The organism is Streptomyces acidiscabies (assembly GCF_020010905.1).
GTDB classification, from domain to species: Bacteria; Actinomycetota; Actinomycetes; order Streptomycetales; family Streptomycetaceae; genus Streptomyces; species Streptomyces acidiscabies.
In genome coordinates, this window is record NZ_JAGJBY010000001.1 from 5592947 (window position 1) to 5613411 (window position 20465).

Annotated in this window: 14 protein-coding genes and 5 pseudogenes; 9 read left to right on the forward strand and 10 right to left on the reverse strand. The window is 70.1% G+C overall.

The window, feature by feature from the left end:
* The first annotated feature begins 68 nt into the window (after positions 1-68).
* From J8M50_RS25525 to J8M50_RS25535, 3 genes are read left to right on the forward strand one after another with little or no spacing between them, the layout of a single operon-like run.
* Entirely contained in the window at positions 69-812 is a 744-nt protein-coding gene (locus J8M50_RS25525) for a sugar phosphate isomerase/epimerase family protein (RefSeq protein WP_010360054.1), read from the forward strand.
* A 1-nt stretch (position 813) separates the two neighbouring features.
* A complete protein-coding gene (locus J8M50_RS25530) occupies positions 814-1473 on the forward strand; it encodes a ThuA domain-containing protein (RefSeq protein WP_010360053.1) in 660 nt (219 codons plus the stop codon).
* On the forward strand, positions 1458-2576 hold the full coding sequence (locus tag J8M50_RS25535; RefSeq protein WP_010360052.1) for a Gfo/Idh/MocA family protein: 1119 nt from the start codon (positions 1458-1460) through the stop codon (positions 2574-2576). The genes J8M50_RS25530 and J8M50_RS25535 overlap by 16 nt, the downstream gene beginning before the upstream one ends.
* Positions 2577-2683: 107 nt before the next feature.
* On the opposite strand, the gene J8M50_RS25540 is transcribed toward J8M50_RS25535, so the two are convergent.
* The 3 genes and pseudogenes from J8M50_RS25540 to J8M50_RS25550 form a co-directional block, all read right to left on the reverse strand.
* Positions 2684-3196, reverse strand: a complete 513-nt coding sequence (locus tag J8M50_RS25540; protein WP_223786332.1) for an RICIN domain-containing protein — start codon at positions 3194-3196, stop codon at positions 2684-2686.
* A pseudogene (locus J8M50_RS25545) lies at positions 3173-4774 on the reverse strand (glycoside hydrolase family 43 protein); the annotation flags it as partial. The pseudogene J8M50_RS25545 and the gene J8M50_RS25540, both read right to left, overlap by 24 nt.
* Before the next feature lie 96 nt (positions 4775-4870).
* Positions 4871-5965, reverse strand: a complete 1095-nt coding sequence (locus tag J8M50_RS25550; RefSeq protein ID WP_010360050.1) for a ricin-type beta-trefoil lectin domain protein — start codon at positions 5963-5965, stop codon at positions 4871-4873.
* 238 nt (positions 5966-6203) lie between these two features.
* Between J8M50_RS25550 and J8M50_RS25555 the strand changes: the two genes are divergently transcribed.
* Together J8M50_RS25555 and J8M50_RS25560 are read left to right on the forward strand one after the other, a co-directional pair.
* Positions 6204-8117: a zinc ribbon domain-containing protein gene (locus tag J8M50_RS25555; RefSeq protein ID WP_223786265.1), complete on the forward strand. Its 1914-nt coding sequence runs from the start codon at positions 6204-6206 to the stop codon at positions 8115-8117.
* 1066 nt (positions 8118-9183) lie between these two features.
* A complete protein-coding gene (locus J8M50_RS25560; protein ID WP_029184629.1) occupies positions 9184-10605 on the forward strand; it encodes a non-reducing end alpha-L-arabinofuranosidase family hydrolase in 1422 nt (473 codons plus the stop codon).
* A 271-nt stretch (positions 10606-10876) separates the two neighbouring features.
* Here the strand turns inward: J8M50_RS25560 and J8M50_RS50420 are convergent.
* Positions 10877-10972 (reverse strand): annotated as a pseudogene (locus tag J8M50_RS50420) (YceI family protein); the annotation flags it as partial.
* 54 nt (positions 10973-11026) lie between these two features.
* Complete coding sequence (locus J8M50_RS25565; RefSeq protein WP_223786266.1) at positions 11027-12814, reverse strand: LPXTG cell wall anchor domain-containing protein; 1788 nt, start codon at positions 12812-12814, stop codon at positions 11027-11029.
* Positions 12815-13261: 447 nt separating this feature from the next.
* On the opposite strand from J8M50_RS25565, the pseudogene J8M50_RS25570 reads away from it, so the two are divergent.
* The 3 genes and pseudogenes from J8M50_RS25570 to J8M50_RS25580 form a co-directional block, all read left to right on the forward strand.
* A pseudogene (locus J8M50_RS25570) lies at positions 13262-13456 on the forward strand (helix-turn-helix domain-containing protein); the annotation flags it as partial.
* A 42-nt stretch (positions 13457-13498) separates the two neighbouring features.
* Positions 13499-14338: a DUF4118 domain-containing protein gene (locus J8M50_RS25575; protein ID WP_338122944.1), complete on the forward strand. Its 840-nt coding sequence runs from the start codon at positions 13499-13501 to the stop codon at positions 14336-14338.
* A gap of 126 nt (positions 14339-14464) precedes the next feature.
* Positions 14465-14995 (forward strand): TerD family protein, encoded by a 531-nt coding sequence (locus J8M50_RS25580; RefSeq protein ID WP_010360045.1) that lies wholly within the window; start codon positions 14465-14467, stop codon positions 14993-14995.
* Positions 14996-15642: 647 nt separating this feature from the next.
* On the opposite strand, the gene J8M50_RS25585 is transcribed toward J8M50_RS25580, so the two are convergent.
* The 5 genes and pseudogenes from J8M50_RS25585 to J8M50_RS49275 all read right to left on the reverse strand — a co-directional run bounded on the left by J8M50_RS25585 (position 15643) and on the right by J8M50_RS49275 (position 18614).
* A complete protein-coding gene (locus J8M50_RS25585) occupies positions 15643-15822 on the reverse strand; it encodes a ferredoxin reductase domain-containing protein (protein WP_199849150.1) in 180 nt (59 codons plus the stop codon).
* 105 nt (positions 15823-15927) lie between these two features.
* Positions 15928-16587, reverse strand: a complete 660-nt coding sequence (locus J8M50_RS25590; RefSeq protein WP_199849151.1) for an FAD-binding oxidoreductase — start codon at positions 16585-16587, stop codon at positions 15928-15930.
* Positions 16584-17109, reverse strand: a pseudogene (locus J8M50_RS49265) (hypothetical protein). Before J8M50_RS49265 ends, J8M50_RS25590 begins: the two are co-directional and overlap by 4 nt.
* A gap of 34 nt (positions 17110-17143) precedes the next feature.
* Positions 17144-17839, reverse strand: a pseudogene (locus J8M50_RS49270) (anaerobic carbon-monoxide dehydrogenase catalytic subunit); the annotation flags it as partial.
* A 646-nt stretch (positions 17840-18485) separates the two neighbouring features.
* Positions 18486-18614, reverse strand: a complete 129-nt coding sequence (locus J8M50_RS49275) for a hypothetical protein (RefSeq protein ID WP_010360044.1) — start codon at positions 18612-18614, stop codon at positions 18486-18488.
* Between the two features lie 743 nt (positions 18615-19357).
* Between J8M50_RS49275 and J8M50_RS25600 the strand changes: the two genes are divergently transcribed.
* Entirely contained in the window at positions 19358-20062 is a 705-nt protein-coding gene (locus J8M50_RS25600) for a CBS domain-containing protein (RefSeq protein ID WP_010360043.1), read from the forward strand.
* The last annotated feature ends 403 nt before the right edge of the window (positions 20063-20465 follow it).

Consider the following 20465-nt stretch of genomic DNA (forward strand, 5'->3'; position numbering starts at 1 on the left):
GCGCCCTCTGTCGCCGGCCCCCCGGTTCGTGTGAACCTCCTTGCAGATCAACACTGTTGAGGAGCCGCATGTCCAACCGTGACATATCCCTCCAGCTCTACACACTCCGCTCCCTCCTCGAAGAGGACCCGGAAGGCACGCTCGCCCGCGTCGCCGAGATCGGCTACACCACCGTCGAGCCCTACGGCTTCGTCCACCGCGCGGAGCGAATATCGGACGCGCTGACCGCGCACGGGCTGTCCGCACCGACCGCGCACGTGCCGCTGCTGTCGGACGACCGGCCCACCGTCTACGCCGCCGCACGGCGCCTCGGCGTCAGCACGCTCGTCGTCCCGATGGCGGCGCCCGAGCGCTGGCAGACCCGGGAGAGCATCGAGAGCCTCGCCGCGGACCTGAACCGGGTGGCCGCCGAGGCCGCCGACCACGGGTTCACCGTCGGCTACCACAACCACCACTTCGAACTCGAACTCCGGCAGAACGGTACGCACGCCCTGGAGATCCTCGCCGAGAGCCTGGCGGACGAGGTGGTCCTCGAAGTCGACACGTACTGGGCGGCCGTCGGCGGCGCGGACGTACCGGCGCTGCTGGGCCGGCTCGGGGACCGGGTCGCCGCCCTGCACGTCAAGGACGGGGACCGCACGCTGAACACCAAGGCGCAGGTGGCCGTCGGCGACGGCGTACTCCCGGTCGAGGAGATCCTCGCCGCCGCCCCGGACGCGCTGCGCGTCGTCGAACTCGACGACTTCGACGGGGACATCCTCGACCCGGTCGCGAAGAGCCTCGGCTTCCTCAGCGGCCTGAAGGACGGCTGACGTGGCCGCCAAGCACGCCCTCGTCGTCCGCGGCGGCTGGGCGGGACACGTCCCGGTACCGGCCACCGACCTGCGCGCCGCCGACCTCAAGGAGGCCGGGTACCAGGTCACCGTCTCCGACTCCCTCGACAGCTACCTCGACGAGGACCTCCTCGCCGGCACCGATCTGATCGTGCAGTGCTGGACGATGGGCGAGATCAGCCCCGACCAGATGACCGGCCTGTCCCGGGCGGTCCGCGCCGGGACGGGGTTCGCGGGCTGGCACGGCGGGATCGTCGACGCGTTCCGCTCCGAACCGCGCTACCACCTGATGACGGGCGGCCAGTTCGTCCACCACCCCCGGGAGCACTCCACCTACCAGGTCAGACCGCTGCCCGGGGCGGCCGGCCACCCCGTCGTCGAGGGGCTCACCCCGTTCCTCGTCACCACCGAGCAGTACTACCTGCACCTGGACCCGGCCGTGGACGTCCTCGCGGTGACCGACTACCTCGACGACCCCGAGCACCCCGAACTCGCCGGCACCGTCGTCCCCGTCACCTGGACCCGGTCCTGGGGCGCGGGCCGGGTGTTCGTCACCGCGATCGGCCACACCCTGGACGACCTGGCCGTACCCCAGGTCCACTCGATGATCACGAAGGGCATGACATGGGCGACCCGCTGACCCCGCACCCCGCGCTCCGCGTCGGCCTCGTCGGCGCCGGCAAGATCAGCGACGCCTACCTCACGACCCTCGCGGAGCTGAAGAACCTGCGCCTGACGGCCGTCGCCGACCTCGACCCCGACCGCGCCCGCGCCGCCGCCGGGAAGGCACCCGGCGCCCGTACGGCGACTCTCGACGAGTTGTACGACGCCGAGGACGTCGACCTCGTCCTGAACCTCACGATCCCCGCCGCCCACGCGACGGTCGCCCACGCGGCCATAGCCGCCGGCAAGCACGTCTACGGCGAGAAACCCCTCGCGACCACCACCTCCGCCGCCCGTGCGCTGCTGGACGCCGCCGCCGAGGCCGGCGTCCGTGTCGGATGCGCGCCGGACACGGTCCTCGGCACCGGTGTGCAGACCGCCAGGGCGGCACTGGACGCGGGGGACCTCGGGGTGCCGGTCGCGGCGAGCGCGTTCATGGTCGGCTCCGGGCCCGAACGCTGGCATCCCGACCCGGAGTTCTACTACCAGCCGGGCGGCGGGCCGCTCCTCGACATGGGTCCGTACTACCTGACCTCGCTGGTGACCCTGCTGGGGCCGGTGCGCCGGGTCGTCGGCATGGCCTCGGCGCCCCGGGCCGAACGGTTCATCGGCCAGGGGTACCGGGCCGGGACGAGATTCCCGGTCGAGGTCGCCACCCATGTCACCGGAGTCCTCGAACACCGCTCCGGCGCGCTGTCCACGCTGGTGATGAGCTTCGACGTGTGGGGCAGCACACTTCCCCGGATCGAGGTCCACGGCACGGACGGCTCGCTGTCCGTGCCCGACCCGAACCGGTTCGACGGACCGGTCGAGCTCTTCCGGGCCGGCGCTCAGGAGTGGGAGGAGCTTCCGGTCCTCGGCGGCTACCGCGACGCCTCCCGGGGCTACGGGGTCGCCGACCTCGCCCGAGCCGTCTCGCGCGGCGAACCGCACCGCGCCGACGGTGAACTCGCCTACCACGTCCTCGACATCATGGAGTCCCTGCTCGCGGCGGCCGAGACCGGCTCCTCGGTCGCGGTGTCGAGCGACTGCGCACGCCCGGCGGCGGTCCCGGCGGACACCCGCCCCGAGGAACGCTGACGGCTCCCCTCAGGTCCACACGCTGGCCCTGCGGGCGCGCGCAGACCGAAACTCCCCTTGCCCAGCGGGCACGGGGAGTTTCCGTGGGCTTGAACCGGATACCGGTGTCAGCAGGAGCGCGAGCCCACGAAGCCGACGCGGACGAGCTTCCACTGCTGGTTCACGCCGCCCCGGTCCGAGTACTGGACGATGCCGGTCCCGTCGGCGGAGGAGAAGCCCGGTACCTCGACGGCCTTCCCGCTGTTGCGGTTGATCAACCGGACGTATCCGTCCGGTGAGTCCGCCAACCGGAACTGCTGGTTCACGCCACCGTGGTCGCTCCACTGGTTGATGGCGGCGTTGTCGGCCGTCGACCAGCCGGAGACGTCCAGCAGCTTGCCGGAGTGCCTCGCCTTCAACCGGTAGTAGCCGTCACCGGAGTCCACGAACTGGAACTGCTGGTTGGTCCCGTCGTACCGGCCCCACTGCGTGATCGCGGCGCCGTCCGCGGAGCTCGCGCCCGCCACGTCCAGTGCCTTGCCGCTGTTGCGGTTGACCACGACGTACCAGGCGTTCGTGTCCACAGTGCCCGCCTGCGCCGTCGGCGCGCACGCGCGCAGGTCGAAGCGTTCCACCCGCACTGTGCCGCCGAGGGCCTTGGTGGCGTGGCTGAAGACGGCGAAGCGGTAGCCCATGAAGAAATGAGGTCTCTCGCTCATGGCGAAGGCCGGGCCGAGCGGGGTGAAGGTGGTGCCGTCGGTGCTGTAGGAGAACGTCGTCTGGCGGCCCGGCCCCGGGCTGATGTCGGCGGTGGCGCGCAGCCAGACGCGGCTGCCGGAGGCGGGGAGGTCCGCGCGGGCCTGCTCGGTGCCGGTGCTGCTGGTGTTCCAGTTGGCGTCCATGGCCAGGCCGTCGAACATCACCAGCCTGCTGACGCCGTTCAGCCGTGTGACGCCGATCCAGGCGGAGGAGTCCCGCAGCATCGCCAGCCCGGCCCGGTCGCCGTCCGCCATCCCGGAGCAGTCGAGTACGACGGTCGCGGTGGAGGCGGGGCCCTGGATGCGGCGGGTGAGGGTGTTACGGGCCTTGTAGAGGTCGTCGGTGACGGTGGCGGTCCTGAGGGTGAGCCCGTTGTCGACGGTGAACGCGGCGGTGTCGGGGTTGTGGTTCCACTCCCAGTACGGCGCCAGCGCCGTCCCCTCGAAGGTGTCGGCGCCGGTCATCGGCGGGAGCGGGTGCGGGGGGAGCGGGTAGGGGTACGTCTCGCCCCACGTGCCGTCGACTTTCTGGAGCTCGGGCCAGCCGGCGGCGTTCCAGGTGACCGGGGCCAGCGCGGGGACGCGGCCACCGGGATAGGCGTCGATGAAGCCCATGTAGTACCAGTCGCCGTTCGGGGTGTCGACCAGCGAGCCCTGGTGCGGGATGCCGCCGCCGGGGATCGGGCCGGGCAGGTTCAACAGCACCTCCCGCATTTCGTACGGGCCGAAGGGGCCTGAGGTGGACTTCCAGATGTACTGGCCGTTGGGCGGGAGGGTGGCGAAGATGTAGTAGTTCCCGTTGATCTTGTAGAAGCGGGAGCCCTCCATCAGGTGCATGTCGTCGGGCTTGGTGAGCACGTGCTCGGACCTGACCTCGGTGCGCATGTCCGGGGAGAGCTGTGCGACGCGGATCTCGTTGGCGCCGTACGCCACGTACGGGGTGCCGTCGTCGTCGAAGAGCAGCCCCGCGTCGTAGTAGACGCTGCCGATCTCGGCGTGCCGGGTCCAGGGGCCCGCCGCGTCGGTGGCCCGGTACACGTACGACCGCTGCCAGCCGATCTGGCCCACCCAGTAGAAGGTCCTGTCGCTGGGGCGGTAGCGCATCGAGGACGCGTAGATGCCCTGGACGTACGCCTGTCCGCCCTTGAGGTCGTACGCGTCGCCGAAGTCGAGGACCGGCACCGAGTGGCCGATGAACTCCCAGTTGACCAGGTCGTAGGAGCGCAGGACGGGCGCGCCCGGCGAGAAGTGCATGGTCGAGCCGGTGTAGTAGTACGTGTCGCCGACGCGGATGACTTCGAGGTCGGCGAAGTCCTGCCAGATCACCGGGTTGGTGAACCGCTCCTGTTGGGCCGCCGTGGCCGCCGCCGCGCGCATCGCCGGCAGCGTGGCGCCCGCGACCAGGCCGGCGGTGGCCGCCATGACTCTCCGGCGGCTGTGGGGGTGTTGGAGCCAGGACATACGAGATCAACTTCCTCACGGGTAAGGGGACCGAGAGTCGAAAGTTCGATATGTCGGGACCGGGGCGGGGAGGGGCTCCGGTCCCGGGAGCGGGGGTCATCCGGCGGTCAGCGTGGTCCACTTCTGGTTGGAGCCGCAGTGGCAGTCCCACAGTTGGAGCTGTGTGCCGTCGGTCGTGGAGAAGCCCGGAATGTCGAGGCAGCGGCCGGAGGCGGGGTTGCGGTAGCCGCCGTTGTAGGGCTGCCAGATCTGGTTGGCGCCGCCGTGGCAGGCCCAGAGCTGCACCTTGGTGCCGTTTGCCGTGCCGAAGCCGGCGGCGTCGAGGCACTTACCCATGGAGCGCAGGGTGCCGTCGGTGTAGGCGGACCAGTACTGGTTGATGCCGTCGCCGCAGCTCCAGATCTGTACGGCGGTCCCGTCGGCGGTGCCGAAGCCGCTGACGTCCATGCACTTGCCGGCGTTGTCGGACTGCACGTGTGCGGGGGCGGGGGCGGGGTTCCTCAGCCACCCGGCGCTGTCCGCGGACCGGATGCCGCGGTGGAAGGCGTCGGCCATCTTCTGGTAGCCCGCGTCGTTGGGATGCAGAGGGTCGGCGAGGTCGGCCGTGGTCAGGCTGCTCATGTCCACGTATGCGACGTGCTTGCCCGCTGACTGCGCCTCGCTCACGATCTGGGGGATGGCCTGGTTGTACGCGGCGCGGTACTGCTCCTCCGAGCCGAGGGTGGACACGACCAGGGAGGCCACGAGGACGGTCGCGTCAGGGACGTCGGCGGTGATCTGGTCGACCAGCGACTTCAGCCGGTCGGCGGCGGTGGCGACCTCATAGTTACCGGCCAGGTCGTTGGTGCCGATCATCAGCGTCACGACGTTGGGCCGGTAGCGGATCAGCGAGGCGTCGGCGGGTTCGGCGATCTGGTGGATCCTGTAGCCCTGGTGACCTTGGTTGTCGGGGTCGGACATCGAACCGCCCCGCAACGTGCCGACGAAGTCCAGCGGATGGCCGCCCGCCGCGAGCTTGTCCCACAACGGAGCCCGGTAGCCGTTGCCCGTGCTGCTTCCCACGCCCCAGGTGATGGAGTCGCCCAACGGCATGACCCGCAAGGGCGTGTTCGAGGCGGCGAAGGCAGGTGCCACACCTGCTGCCGTCATCCCGAGCGCGGCAGTGACCAGCGTGATGAGGGGCAGGCTCATCTGTTTCTTTAAGGATCCGTAGTGATGTCTTGTCCGGGTGGTTCCGTGTTCTGGGGCCGGTGCCCGTGTCCGTGTCGTACAGAAGTTCTTGGATCGAATGCGTGACCTTTCCGTAAGTGGGTCGTTGGTCGGATGACAGGATCATGCGGGAAGGGGGTGCGGGGTGAGCCGGAAGCTGCCGGTCGGTGAAGGTCTGACCCCCCGTACCGCGTGTGCTCGTGGACTGTTGCGTGGCGGGGTGGATGAGCGGACCGGGGAACTCCTGACGGCGTCGGTGGTGGCTCGGCGGGTGGGGTGGTGTGCGGGGCTGGTGTCCGGGATGGCTGCCGGGCTGCTGGCGGAGCGCTGGAACGCCGCCGATGTGGAGGCTTTGGCGTCCGGGGTGGATGCCGGCGGCAGGAGGTTGCCGTCGAACGCGTGGATGGCATTGCGCCGCCTGGGCTGGACCGTGACACCGCCTGAGGGGGTGCGGGTCAATGACCGGATCGTGCGGATGGTTCAGGAGCAGGCCGGGCGGATGCTGCGGTCGGCGGCATGGCGCGCCGCTCTGACCGCCGGTGTCCTGGCCACGTGGCCCGCCGATCCGGCCCGGCGTACGGCGGCCGAGTGGGACGCGGTGCGCGATGCGGTGCCCGGCGGCCGGTCCCTGCCCTCCAGCGTGATCACCTCCCGCACCCGCCAGATCCAGGCCTTCGCCCGCAAGACCGGCAGGCTTCCGGCGGACGTGTTCGACCTGGAACCCCCGCCCCGCACCCCACGGATGCTGCTGCTGTCGGCGTGTGACGGCCAGCAGGCCGGCATCGAACGCGCCGACGAACCCGGCCGTGCCCTGCTCCGGCTGCAACTCCCCACCCGCCCCGATCCCGTGTCGTACCGGGACTGGACGTGGGTGGCCTGCCCGATCCTGCTGCCGCCGACCGTCCCGGCCGGTGCGGTCCTGCACCTGCCCACCCTGCGCGTCCACCAGAGCCGGGTGCGTGCTGATCTCGCCTACACGCACACCGTGCCGAAGACCGCCCGCACCGGGCACACGGTCGCGCTCGGCGTGGACTGGGGGCTGAACACCCTGCTGAGCGCGGGAGCCGTACGCCTCAACGCTGACGGCACCATCGCCGAACTCGGCGCGGGGGCACAGTTCCGGGCCGCCGGGGTCCTCGCGAAGCAGCACCGCCTGCGGCGCCTGTCGGAACACCTGCACGCCAAGGCCGGCCACTACCAGCGGCTGACCGGCGGTGAGGAGCGGCATCCGCTGGCCTCCCGCCACCGGGTTCTGGCCGACGAGATCCGGTATGTGTCCGCACGCCGGTCGAACCTCAACGAGGCTCTGGCGTGGTCGGCGGCCCGCTGGACGGTGGATCAGGCGGTCGCCGCCGGGGCGAGTGTCATCTACGTGGAGGATCTGCGGTCGATGGAGGCCCGGGGTATGGGCCGCACCATGAACGCCCGTCTCTCCCAGCAGGTACGCGGCCGGATCGTGGACCGTATGCGGCATGTTGCCGTCGAGGCGGGGATCGCGGTCGTCACCGTCCCCGCCCGCGACACCTCCCGACTGTGCCCACGCTGCCTGACCCCGCTGCGCCACCGCAAAGCCCCCGACAAGCCCACCACCCCCGGATGGAAATGGGCCCTGTGCCCCGACCGCGCCGGCTGCGGCTGGCAGGGCGACCGCGACCACGGAGCCTGGCGGCGCATCGCCGCACGCGGCCTCACCCACCAGACCAGAACCGTGGCGGACCGCACCAGCGGTGCCCTGGCCATCCGGTCAGTGGTCGACAGCCTCGAAACCCTGGCCGTGGTCACACCGGCCACACCCGCAACCAGCCGGTGGGACCGGTCGAAGACCGGACCCACCCGGCACCAGACAACACGCCCCGCGCCCAGGCGACGCGGGGCACCCTCCCCCACCGCACCCCCGGGTCCGGCGGGCAAGCGTCCGGAGGGACACGCACCAACGGACCGGACCCGGCTGCCCCGCGCAGCCCACCGGCACCAGGACGTGACGACGATCAGCACACCCACCACCGGCCGTCACCGGCCACGCGGAGCAGCACTGGGCGCGGGCTTCCACCTCCACGCCCACGCATCTCCACCACGATGGGAAACGATCCAACCGATCCCGCACCTCACGGATCACACACGATCGCCAAGCTGACCAGAGACGCTTTCTCATGCAGTCGTCCTCTTCTGCGGGTGAGTGCTGAATCTGGCACAGGCTGCTCGACGTTCGTGTCGGCAACTCGGCTGCTGTGTCGTGCCGTTGGCGTCGGCGGGCGCATGACGTAGTGGCGGAACGGCGTGTCGGGGAACCGATTGCGAGGTGAGCGTTGACAACGTCGAGCCCTCCGGCGTCCCGTCTGCCCCAGTGGTGCTCGACGCCTCGCCGAGCGTGAGCCGACCGAGCAGATCGTCGATGCGCTTGCCCATCGGCGGTGCAGCGTCGCGGAACGGATGCCTCCCGGTCGCAGGGAGGCCCGGAAAAACCATTCTGACTCTGAGCAGGCTGGTGCGGAGCGTTGAAGCGCTTCGACGCTGTCACCGCATCTATCGGGTTGTCAATTGCTGGAATGCAAGAAAATTTCTTCTTGTGGACCCCCTTGTTCCGTTCGAAATGTGCCGTTAGCGTTCGCGGCCGGTGAAGCGCTTCGACACCCGGTTCGGGGAGGACTGCCGCCATGAGAAACGAGTGGAACCGCAGACGCTTCGTCGGCAGGCCCGGTCCCCTCGCAGTGGAAGCACTGGCCGGCCGCGGGTGTGCTGCGGGCGCCGAGGGTGCCGATGGAGTCCCGCAGGAACTGGGAGAGGCCTGCGATGTGGCCGGTGTGCAGCGGCAGTTCCTGCCGCTTGCCGACCATGACCTTCAGCACGATGTCGGGCAGGAGCGCGAGTTGGGCACCGAGCCGGACCGAAGGCTCAGGTGGGCGACCTGGTCGGGGTCCGTAGTGATCACCAAGCCCGCATCCGCACCGCCACCTGCCCCTCACGCCAAAGAGCCGGACAGCCACGGGACTTGAAGCCGCTCGGTTTCAGCCTGCGAACGTTTCTGCCCGCGGATCGTGTGAGAAGTATTGACGTTGATCACCAGGTCTTTATCCTCCAATTGCTCGATACTTCGACCCTTGTTCGATATGTCGGACGCATGGGGTCCCCGCCACACCGGCGTCCGGACAGCCTCTGACGGGGAAGACCGGAGCCGCTTGCTCAAGGATGACGAGGTCCTTATGTCCAGACGTAGCTTCAGCCCCAGACACCCGTCGGCGGTGTTCGCCGCCGTGGTCGCGGCCCTGGCCGCGTTCACGGCGCTGCTCGTCGCCGGCCCGGCTCAGGCGGCCACCACCAGCGACGTGCGCGGTGTCGACTCCGGCCGCTGTCTCGATGTGTCGGGCTTCAGCCAGACCGACGGCGCGAACGTGCAGATCTGGGACTGCCACGGCGGAGTCAACCAGCAGTGGACGTTGACGGACAGCAGCCAGCTGACCGTGTACGGCAACAAGTGCCTGGACGCCCGGGACGGCGGCACCACGGCCGGGACCCCGGTGCAGATCTGGACGTGTACCGGCACGGAGAACCAGCAGTGGCGGGTGAACCCCGACGGCACGATCATCGGTGTACGGTCCGGCCTGTGCCTGGAAGCCTCGGGCTGGGGCAAGACCAACGGCACGGAGGCGCGGCTCTGGTCGTGCCAGGGCGGCGCCAACCAGAAATGGACCGGCCTGGCCGGGGCGAGCAACGCGTGTGCTCTTCCGTCGGCCTACCGGTGGACCTCGTCGGCTCCGCTGGCGCAACCGGCGAACGGACAGCTTGCGCTGAAGGACTTCGCCACCGTGAAGTACAACGGCAAGAACCTGGTCTACGCGACCACCTCCGACGGATCGTCGTGGGGCTCGACGGGGTTCAGTCCCTTCACGAACTGGTCCGACATGGGGGCGGCCACCCAGACCCAGATGACCGACACCGCGGTGGCGCCGGAACTGTTCTACTTCGCGCCCAAGAACATCTGGGTGATGGTGGACCAGTGGGGTCAGTACCCGTTCTACTACCGCACGTCCAGCGACCCCACCAACCCCAACGGCTGGTCCGCCCGGCAGCCGCTGTTCACCGGCAGCCTCCCCGCCGCTGACGGCGGTGCCCCGCTCGACCCGACCATGATCGCCGACGACCAGAACATCTACCTGTTCTTCGCCGGCGACAACGGCAAGATCTACCGGACGAGCATGCCGATCGGGAACTTCCCCAGCAGCTTCGGCTCCTCGTACACGACGGTCATGAGCGACACATCGAACCTTCTGTTCGAGGCGCCGGAGGTCTACAAGATCCAGGGCCAGAACCAGTACCTCATGATCGTTGAGGCGCAGGGTTCGAACCGCTACTTCCGCTCGTTCACCGCCTCCAGCCTCAACGGTCCGTGGACCGTCCAGGCCGGCAGCGAGAGCAGCCCCTTCGCGGGCCAGGCCAACAGCGGTTCCACCTGGGCCCAGGGCGTCAGCCACGGTGACCTGGTCCGTGCCAATCCCGACCAGACCATGACCATCGACCCCTGCAACCTGCAGTTCCTCTACCAGGGCCTCCTCGAAGACATCCCGCCGAACACCGGCTACCTGAGCCTGCCGTACCGGCCGGGCGTGCTCACCCTTCAGCGCTGACCCGCCTGATCCACGGTGATCACGACGGAGTGCGGTCCGCCGACGCGTGGACGAACTGTCCACGGCGTGGGCAACTCCACCCGCTGACCGATACTCACCGCCTTGAGGAACCCCAGCCGCGCGTCGGCTGGGGTTCCTCCCTGCCAGGACGGTGTCGACATCCTGCTCAGCCTCCAGGAGGCACCGGCCACGGACGGCTCAGCCCCCTGCTTCCCGAGTGAGGCAGGGGACCGAGCCGTCTCCGCAGTCAGGCGAGGAGCAGAAACTGTTCGCTCTGGACGACCTGGTTGTAGTTCATCGCGAAGTCCTCGCGCGGCAGTTCCCCGGCGGCCCGGAACGCGGTCCACGGGTCGGGACCGGTGCCGAGGCAGGTCCAGCCACCCGTGGCGTGCGCGCCGGGCCGTCAGTCACTCACGCGCTCTCACTTCCCGTGCGAAGCCCTGCGGCGACGTCCGCGAAGCACCAGCATGCCGCCGACAGCGATGACCAGCAGGCCACCGAAGGCGCTGTACGTGACAGCGCTGCTCGCCCCGGTGGAAGCCAGGGGGCCGGACGCGCCGTCAGGGGTCGGCTGGCTGACGGGTGTGCCGACCTTCGCCTCCGCCTGTGCACGGGTGCCGGTCGTGCCGAGGCCGGAGACCACCGCCGTGGGCGCGGTCGGCGTGGGAGCGGGCGACGGCTTGTCAGCGGCGGTTCCCGACGCGGGCTTCAGCTGAAGAGTCGTGATCGAGTACGGCGGCAGCGTCTGTGCGACCGCTGTGCCCCGCTTCGCCGTCGTCAGGGCGGTGTCTCCCTTGCCGTACGAAACGGTCGTGACCGCCCCTGCGGCCGGGGTGAATCCGGCGTACGAGAGCGATACCTGCGCCGCGTTCTCAGGGCTCTTGTTGGTCAGCATGACGTTCAGACCGCCGTTGCCGCTGCGCACCGCGTGCACAGTGACCGACGAGTTGCGCGAGGACGACTTGACGATGGTGTCGCCCGGCTTCGCCAGTGCGGTCAGCGAGCGGATGCCCCAGTAGGTGGGGAAGGTGGTGTCGCGCGGCGGTTGGCACTTCCCCCCGGCGCAGGTTCCGGCGGAGAGAATGCCCCCGTCCTGGTAGTCGGTCTGGCCGTGGACGGTGGTGGGTACTTGGTCCGTGCCGTTGTGCAGGTTCCACCAGTCCACGTGGGTGGCGCCCTGCTCGAACCAGGTCATGTAGGTGTCCGGCGCGAACAGGGCCGCGGCCTGGCTGGTCAGGGCGGGCGAGCCGACGGCGTCGGTCTCGGTGACCGCGATCTCCACCGAAGCGGCGCGCGAGCCCGTGTACTTGGCGATCAGTGAACGCAGCTCGGCCGTGGTACCGGCGATCTTGGAGGGGGTGTTCAGCAGGTCGGCCGTGGTTTTGCCGCCCGGATACCAGTGGACGATGACGAAGTCGATCGAGCTTCCCGCGATGGAGAGCACCGTGTTGTTCCAGTCGGCGCTGTCACCGGGAGCCTTCTCCTTGTCCGGCCAGCCGCCGGGGGTGGTGAGCACCGCTCCGATCTTCACCGTCGGGTCCACGGCCTTCATCGCCTTCGAGTAGGCGACCAGGTTCTTCCCGTACTCCCTCGGGCTTTTGTCAGCGTGATCGTCACGCTCCCAGCCCTTGCCGTCGCCGTAGTGCCCGTTGCCGTAGACCTCGTTGCCGATCTCCCAGTACTTGACGCCGTAACCCTTGTCGACGTTGGAGTACTTGACCCAGTCGGCGGCCTCCTGGACGGTGCCGGAACCGTAGTTCGCGGTCAGGATCGGCTGGGCGCCGACCTTCTTCGCGATGTCCATGAAGCGGTCGAAGTTGGTGTTGGAGGGGATCCAGCCCTTGCCGTCGCCGGATGTGTGGGTCTTCCAGTGGTATTCGTCCGCGCCGGAACCGCCGGGATAGCGCAGCTGCCGAACTCCTGCGGCCTTCATCAGCGAGGTCACATTGGCGTCCCCCATGTGCTCGTCACCGAAGCCCAGATTGAGGCCGGCACCACTGCTGGGCACCGTGCCCAGGGAGGTACCGGCGTTCACCTTGATGCCGACGGTCGTTGCGGCGCCGGCGCTGGGCGCCAGGGCACCGACACCGGCCGAGGCCGCGAGCACCGTCACCGTCCCCACGGCAAGATGCCGGAGCATCCGGCTACGACGGGGCGTGCGCTCCCGAGGCATCGGCTGCTCGGCGGATTTCGGGTCGTCTGGTGACACGTGGTGCTCCGATCGGGTGTTCACATAGAAGGCGTAGAGCCGCTGACCACGGCTCGCCCTCGTCGGTACACCCCCAAGTGGCCGCTCAGAGCGGAAAGGTTGCCGTCTCAATCGTTTTTTCGCCGAGACGCGGTCGCACGTCTCACCGGACCCCGTGACCCGATGCCCCGCCCGGGCTCCCTTTTCACCTCGACGGCGCGAACCACCACATGCTTCCGGCCGCAGCACACCACCCCGCGGCTGCCGAGCGGCTGAAGCCGCACAGGAAGCACAGGAAAAGACAGACGGCGGCCACCGTGACGGGCGGCAGCGCAGCCCAGGCCGCACCTGCCGGCCGGAGCGTGGTGGCCGAAGCACCTGACGACCCGGCCACGCCGCATCACCACGCCCAGGAGAACACCCTTGTCAGGCGGACGTCGAGCCGAGGGCCTGGCGGGTGTCAGGTGGTTGCGCTCGGCGAGGCCGGGTGCCTTGGTGGGCGAGCCGCCGATCGCGTACTTCGACGCCGGCTGCGTGTCCGCGGAGGCCGCCCGACGCCTGTCCCTGAGCGTGCGCGCCCTCACCTACCGCCTCGAACGCATCCACCAGCTCACCGGCTCCGACCCGTCCGACCCCACCCACCGCCACACCCTCCAGACCGCCGGACACACGGCGTCAGGAGCGCGTCAAGGAACGCGTGCGCCGCTGGCCGCACGCCCGCAGCGGCGGGATTCTTGCCGTGCCGGCGGTGCTCCGGGAAGAAGCGCCGCTCCTGCCTTCCGTGAGGTGATGGAAATGCGGATGCCCCCGCGTGACCGAGCCGCCCTGGCGGCAGCCCTGCTCGTCCCGCTCGCCGTCGCCCTCGGCCTGGTGCCGCTGCGTGACGGCATGACGTCCGCGAACCTGGCGCTGATCCTCGTCGTGACCGTCGTGGCGGTCGCCGCGCTGGGCAACCGCGGTGCCGGGGCCCTGTCCGCGCTGTCGGCCGCGGCATGGTTCGACTTCTTCCTCACCCGCCCCTACCAGCACTTCACCATCACCGACACCGACGACATCACCACCACGGTCCTGCTGCTGGCCGTCGGCGTCGCCGTCTCCCAGCTCGCGGCCCACGCCCGCACCCTCGAACTGGTCACCGTCACCGACGCGGCCCATCTGGCACGCATCCACGAGACGGCCGCGCTCGCCCAGGCCGGGGGATCACCGTACGCGGTGGTGGAACAGGTGCGGGAGCACCTCGTCGCCGTCCTCGGTCTGGACGGCTGCCGCTTCGAGCACGGCACACTGCTGGGCCGCCACCCCCGCCTGGAACAGGACGGTTCGCTGACCGTCGGCCGCACCACGTGGGACCTGGACACCGACGGCTGGCCCGCCGAGGAGATCGAACTGCGCACCTCGGCGGGCGGCCGTTACCTGGGCCGCTTCATGCTCACCCCGACACCCGGCACACCCCCGCCCCCGCTGCGCACCCGCCTGGTCGCCGTCAGCCTGGCCGACCACGCGGGCGCCGCACTGGACACGGCCGGGCCCGTGCTCGACGGCTGACCGCCCCACAGAAGTCCCGGCTTCACCGCGTTTTTCCTGACGATGCTTTAACGCGCCTGCGCAGAGCCATACTTCAGGTGCGGGGGAGCGACCCGCGGTGAACAGCGGCGCGAGAGGCAGCATCAGGTGAACAGCGGCACAGGGCTGAAGAAGGTCGAGATACGGCTCAAATGGGACCCCAGTCCCTTCGGTCAGCCTCCGCATCACCTCGACATCGTCGCCGCGACCTACTGCGCGGACGCGCCGTACGGGAAGCCGGTGTACGTCGTCCACTACGACAGCCGTTCCCCGGACGGCACGATCAACATGAGCCGCCACAGCCAGACCGGACAGGGCCTCGGCTACGTCGAGGCGATGACCTTCGAACTCGACCGTCTCGCCCCCTCCTTCGCCCGGGTCGTCGTCGGCGTGGTGGTCCACCAGACCTCCGGCCCCAAGACCTTCGGGGACGTCTCGAACACTGGAGTGCTGGTCGTCGAGGGCTACACCGAACTGGTGAAGGACGACCTCACACGGTTCGCCGACTCCAGAGCCGTCACCGTCGCGGAGTGCACCAAAGACGCAACCGGTGTCTGGGAGCTGCACCCCGCGCTCTGCGGCTTCGACACCGACCCGGAGACGTTCATGGCGCGGATGGGGTCGGACCCGAGGTCCTGAACCGGGCGAAGGTACCGAGCACCGAGGCGCCGCACGGGACGGTGCGTCGTACTGTCGGGCGGTGTCCGGGGCCCGTTCAGCGGGGCGGCTCCGGGAAGGGGGCACCAGCCGGCCGATCCCCTGATCCTCTGCCCAGATCGCCGTGGCGGCGCCCGCGACGAACAGCAGGCGCCGCCGAACTCGCCGTCCTCGTCGACTTCGACCAGGACCTCGCCGCACCAGCAACCGCGTCCGCGGCCTGCTCACCCGGCCGCCCGCGTCCACCGGCTCGGCTCCCGGCCGTATGCGCTGCTGCGCCCCGCGCGCGGTGACTTCGCAGATGTGGCCGCGCTGGTCGCCGAGGGGCGGGTGAACCAGGCGCCGGTCCGCTGCTGCCGTGTTCCGACGCGCCGACCGTGGTGGAGCAACGGCGGTCCCTGGAGCAGCAGTTGCGCGGGCCCGCCGCTGCGCCGCCGGGTGGAGCCGACGACGCCTCCAACGGCGTTGCCGCGACCCGCGCCGTGATCTCGTGCTCGTCGTCGGTCATGATGAAGTATCCGGTCGAACTCAAGACGGCAGTGGGCGAGTTCGTCGACTGGCCCGCCATGCGACAGAGCGTCCCCGCGGATTCAGCGCCTCCTTCACCCACGGGGCGTCGCATGTACGCATCAGGTCGGCAGGGACCGCTCCCGGAAGATCCGGTCCGCCGGGACTCCGCCCGCCAGTGCCGAGTCCGTCACGCTCTCGACCAGCGGGGGCGGTCCGCACACATACACGTCGGGCGGTTCGTTTGCCGTGCGCAGCGCCTCGGTGACCTGCTCGGCGGGAGTGCCCGCGGCAGGCACCATGCCGGCCGTCGCTCGGGCGCCAGACGCAGACCTCGTACGCGAAGGACGCCCATTCGGCTGCCACGGCCTTGAATTCGGCGTCGCCGAAGACGTCCTCGTCCTCGTTCACGCCGAAGAAGAACCGCACCGGCTGAGGGTCCTGCCGCGCAACCCGAACGCGCCCTGCGGCCCGTGCACGGTCAGCCGGTCGCCGACCTGAGCCTCCTCACGCAGATACGACGAGAACAGCCCGCCGGGCCGCAGCCGCACGAACAGCTCCACGCGCCCTTCCCGGTTTCCGGTATTGGCCAGCGAATACGCTCGCCGCTCCACCCGCCCCGGCACCTGCACCTCGACGAACTGCCCGGCGTGGAACTGGAATCCGGCGCCGCGTTCCTCGTCCTCCTCCAGCAGCAGCTCCAGTCGCACGGTGTCCCGCGCGACCGTCTCCAGCGCGCAGACCGTGCCCTGGCGCACCGGGATTGCGCCGTACAGGATGCGGGAGTTGTCGTAGGGCAGGTCGGCCGTCAGAGGCCCGCTCGGGTAGGTGCGGCACAGCAGCACTCCGCCCGCGTCGCGTTCGCCGGACGGTAGCGCGTCGGCGCTGTACATGCCCAGGTCGCAGGCGCCGTCGGTGACGGTGGCCCGGCAGGAGCCGCAGGTGCCCGAGCGGCACGCCGACGGCAGGACGGCGCCCCACTCCGCGGCTGCCTCCAGGACGCTCTGCCCGGGCGCGCACGCGAACTCGAGGCACTCCCCGTCGGAGGTCGTGAGAGTGACGGTCATGCGCCTGTCCTCCCCAAGGCCGCGGCGATGTCCGTCTTCGGGTCGCCGGTCGTGCGCATCCCGAACCGGTCGACGAGCACGTCCACCAGACCCGGCGTCAGGTACACCGGCAGCGAAGGGCCGAGGTGGATGCCCCGGATGCCCAGTGCGAGCAGGCTCAGCAGGACGGCCACCGCCTTCTGCTCGGTCCAGGACAGGGCGAGGGTCAGCGGCAGTTCGTTCAGGCCGCACTCGAAGGCGTCGGCCAGGGCTGCGGCGATCTTGACGGTACTTGCCGCAGCCGAGGGTGAGCACGACCGCGTCGTCGGGCGCGCCCAGGGCGAAGTCCCGGTAGTAGTCGCGGCCGACCGTGGGGCCGTCGCAGCCGCCGACCAGGAAGAAGCGCCGGATGGCGCCTTTCTTGACGGCGGCGACGACGTCGCCTGCGACGGACAGCAGCGCATCGCGCCCGAACCCGACGGTGATGAACCGCTCCGGCCCGTCCGCGCGGTAGCCGGGCAACGCCTTCGCGGCCTGGATCACGGGGGAGAAGTCGCCGTCGGTGAGGGTGGCGCACGCCCGGCCGGCCGACCGGGCCGGCGGTGAAGATGCGCCGACGGTAGGCGGGATACGGCTCGATGACGCAGTTCGACGTCATCAGGATCGGGCCGGGGAACTTGGCGAACTCGCGCTGCTGGTCCTGCCAGGCGCCGCCGTAGTTGCCGGCCAGGTGCGGGTACGCCCTCAGCAGCGGGTAGGCGTGCGCGGGCAGCATCTCGCCGTGCGTGTAGACGTTGATGCCGGTGTCCTTCGTCTGCTCCAGCAGGGCGGCCAGGTCGCGCAGATCGTGGCCGCTGACCAGGATCGCCTTGCCCGCCACGGGAGTTGTCCGCACAGCGGTGGGCTGCTGGGCGCCGTACGTGCCGGTGTCGGCGGCATCGAGCAGCTCCATGACCGAGAGGTTGAGGTGGCCGAGGCCGACCGCCCGCTCCAGCAGCTCGTCGATGTCCGTGGGCTCGCCCGCCAGGTAGGCCAGGCTGTCCTCCACGCCGGCGAACACCTCCGCGCTGTGCTTGCCGAGGACGTGGGCGTGGTGGGCGTAGGCGCAGATGCCCTTGAGGGCGTACAGGTGCAGCGAGCGCAGGCCGACGACGTCCGGGCCGACCTGGTCGAGGCCGGCATCCACGCGGAAGTCCGGGGCCTGCGCCGGCAGTCCGTCCAGGTCCGGCGCGGGGCACCACTCGGCCGGTCCGGGCAGCCGCTGCGGCTCCAGGCCGTGCTCGCGCGCGGCTGCCTCGTAACCTGCCCGGACCCTCCCGTACGGCTGCGGCCTCCCGGAGCAGCGCGACGAAACGGGTCGGGTTGAAGTTGACGTTGGTCAGCGTGGTGAACACGGCGTACAGGATGAACCCGGCCGCCTCGTCGTCCCCGGCGTCCAGGGCGCGGGAGAGGGGCTTGGGGGTGAGGTCGAGCCGGAGGTGACGGTCTGCTTGGCGGAGGCAGTACGACTTCCCGGCCTTCGCCCTCACCCCCCGGCCTTGTGCAGCAGGACCCCGGTGACCGTCCCCCGGACTCTGCCCGGGGGACCCTCGGCTCGCTGGTACGCAGTGCGTACGATTCGACGTCGCGCACCGGGCTCAGCAGCCGCACCGCCATGTCGGCCGGCATGCGGCGGGTGTAGGACGGGTTCAGGTCCATCAGGGACAGCGCCGCTGTGCTCGGGACCGACAGCAGCTTCGTCTCGACGAGGGCGGGCGCGGTCACCGGACAGCTGATCCCGTCGAACACCACCTCGCCGAAGTTCTCCCTGACGGTCCTGACGTGTGAGCCCGAGACGATGACCGTGAGCTGTTCCCGCGTCAACCCGGCGAACAGCGGGAGCCGTGGGAGCAGTTCGGACACCGTGAGGGTGCTGTTCCTCATGCGCTGGGGTCCTCTTCCGGGAGCAACGCCTGCGCGGAGCGGTTCTCCTTGGACGCCGCCACCGACGACAACTCCGCGGTCGTGACGGCGCCCTGGCCGTGGACGCGAACCTGGATACACGTCACCCTCCTCCCCTGTGGGCCTGTTGCTGTCCTACCGCCCGCGGGTATGCCGGCTCTCAGGGGCCGAAGGTCCTGAGCGAGGGACCGAGGGACACGAACCCGGTGACCGGGACCGGGCAGCGGACGTGGTGCATCACCGCGTGTGCGACCGGCCCGGTGTGGGTGCCGAGCCTGGCTGGGCGGCTCCTGCGCCACGGCCGGCAGTCCGGCGTCCTGAGGGGCGTCCAGCGGCTGCTGCGCAGTCCGACTCGGCCGCCTCCGGGGCCGAACGGTTTCCGTTCCCCGACTCAGCCCTGGCCGAACGGGAAGCCCTTCAGCCGACGCGGGGTGCCCGGTTCTGCGCGGCAGGCTCAGGGGTTGGGCCGCCCGGGCCCGGCATGGCCTGTTGGTCCCGGTGCGCAGGACCCGCTGGGCCCTACCCCGCCACCGAGTTCTGGAGCCGGAGCCGCCCTGGCGCGGCTCCCGTCTCCTGGTCGGTGCTCCTGGGATCCGTCCTGCCGGGCCCACTGTTCGGCCCGATCCTGGGTTCTGCTCCCAAGGGCGCAGAACCTTTTGCCGTTCACCCACGTGCCCGAGGCACCCGCGGTCGCCGTCGCCACGACCCCGCTCTGTCGGCCTGACGGCCGGCTGCATGACCGAGCCGTTCAGCCCGGACGGCCACGACCGGGGCCGACCGGCCCATGGGACGGCGTTCCGGAGCGCAGGACAGTGGAAGGGGGACGCGAGGGAAAGAGGAGGCGGAAGCCATGCAGCACCGGATGGTCAGCGACCTCATGACCACATCGGTTGTACGAGTGCGGCGGGAGACCGGTTTCAAGGAGATCGCCAAACTGCTCGCCGAGTACGACATCACGGCCGTACCCGTCGTGGACGACGACGACCGGCCCGTGGGCGTGGTCTCCGAAGCGGATCTGCTGCGCAAGGAGGCAGGGCAGCGGGATCCGACCGGCCTGCTGCCCGTCCTGCACCCGCGCCCCACCGACCGGGCCAAGGCGGAGGCGACCACCGCCGAAGGGCTGATGAACAGCCCGGCCGTGACCGCCCGACCACAGTGGACGGTGGTGGAAGCCGCCCAGGTCATGGAACGCCACCACGTCAAACGACTGCCGGTGGTCGACGAGGCAGACCGCCTGCTCGGCGTGATCAGCCGCGCCGATCTGCTCCGCGTCTTCCTGCGCGGCGACCGCGCCATCCGGGACGAGATCTCCAGGGACATCCTTGTGCGCACCCTGGGCATCGCACCCTCCGCGGTCACCGTGCACGTCGTCGACGGCCGGGTCTCCTTGGACGGCACCGTCGAACGCAAGTCCCTTGTCCCTGTCGCCCTACGGCTGTGCAGGGGTGTGGACGGAGTGGTCGACGTCTCCGGGAACTTGGGCCACGAGATCGATGACACCGTCCTTGCCCCCGCGGACAGGGAGCCGACGCGCCACTCCCAACCGGCACCGTGATGGGACCCGTTCAGAAGCGCATCTCCGCGTGGAAGAAGGAGCGGCGCGGTCGGCGACCGGGGGCCCGGGCTCCTGCGACCTGCGCGAGGTCGTGAACGCGCTGCTTCACCAGAACCGGACGGGCAGATGTGACCGCACCGAGATTTTGGTGGATCGGCTGGTCGGCCCGCTACGGCATCGTTGCAGCCTGCCATCCACTGCTGGGACGGTTCCCGTCCGCCTGGTGTTTCGTACTCCTCGTACTGCTGCTGGTATCTGCCCTTGCACCCGGATATGAGCAGCGACGGAACAACCAGAAGGCCAATCACGCATCCCTTCACCGGATTCCTCCGAGGGTGCCCCGGTCTTCAGCCCGGGGTGGGGGTACCTTCCGTTCGCGGGGGAGAATCGGACTCCTGCGGAG

Excerpts from the sequence above, each read along its gene's own strand:
- J8M50_RS25585 (WP_199849150.1), bottom strand. The coding sequence starts at position 15,822 with ATGGTGCCTGCCGCGGGCACTCCCGCCGAGCAGGTCACCGAGGCGCTG.
- J8M50_RS25590 (WP_199849151.1), bottom strand. The coding sequence starts at position 16,587 with ATGACCGTCACTCTCACGACCTCCGACGGGGAGTGCCTCGAGTTCGCG.
- J8M50_RS25600 (WP_010360043.1), top strand. The coding sequence starts at position 19,358 with ATGCAGCACCGGATGGTCAGCGACCTCATGACCACATCGGTTGTACGA.
- J8M50_RS25550 (WP_010360050.1), bottom strand. The coding sequence starts at position 5,965 with ATGAGCCTGCCCCTCATCACGCTGGTCACTGCCGCGCTCGGGATGACG.
- J8M50_RS25560 (WP_029184629.1), top strand. The coding sequence starts at position 9,184 with ATGTCCAGACGTAGCTTCAGCCCCAGACACCCGTCGGCGGTGTTCGCC.
- J8M50_RS25525 (WP_010360054.1), top strand. The coding sequence starts at position 69 with ATGTCCAACCGTGACATATCCCTCCAGCTCTACACACTCCGCTCCCTC.
- J8M50_RS25535 (WP_010360052.1), top strand. The coding sequence starts at position 1,458 with ATGGGCGACCCGCTGACCCCGCACCCCGCGCTCCGCGTCGGCCTCGTC.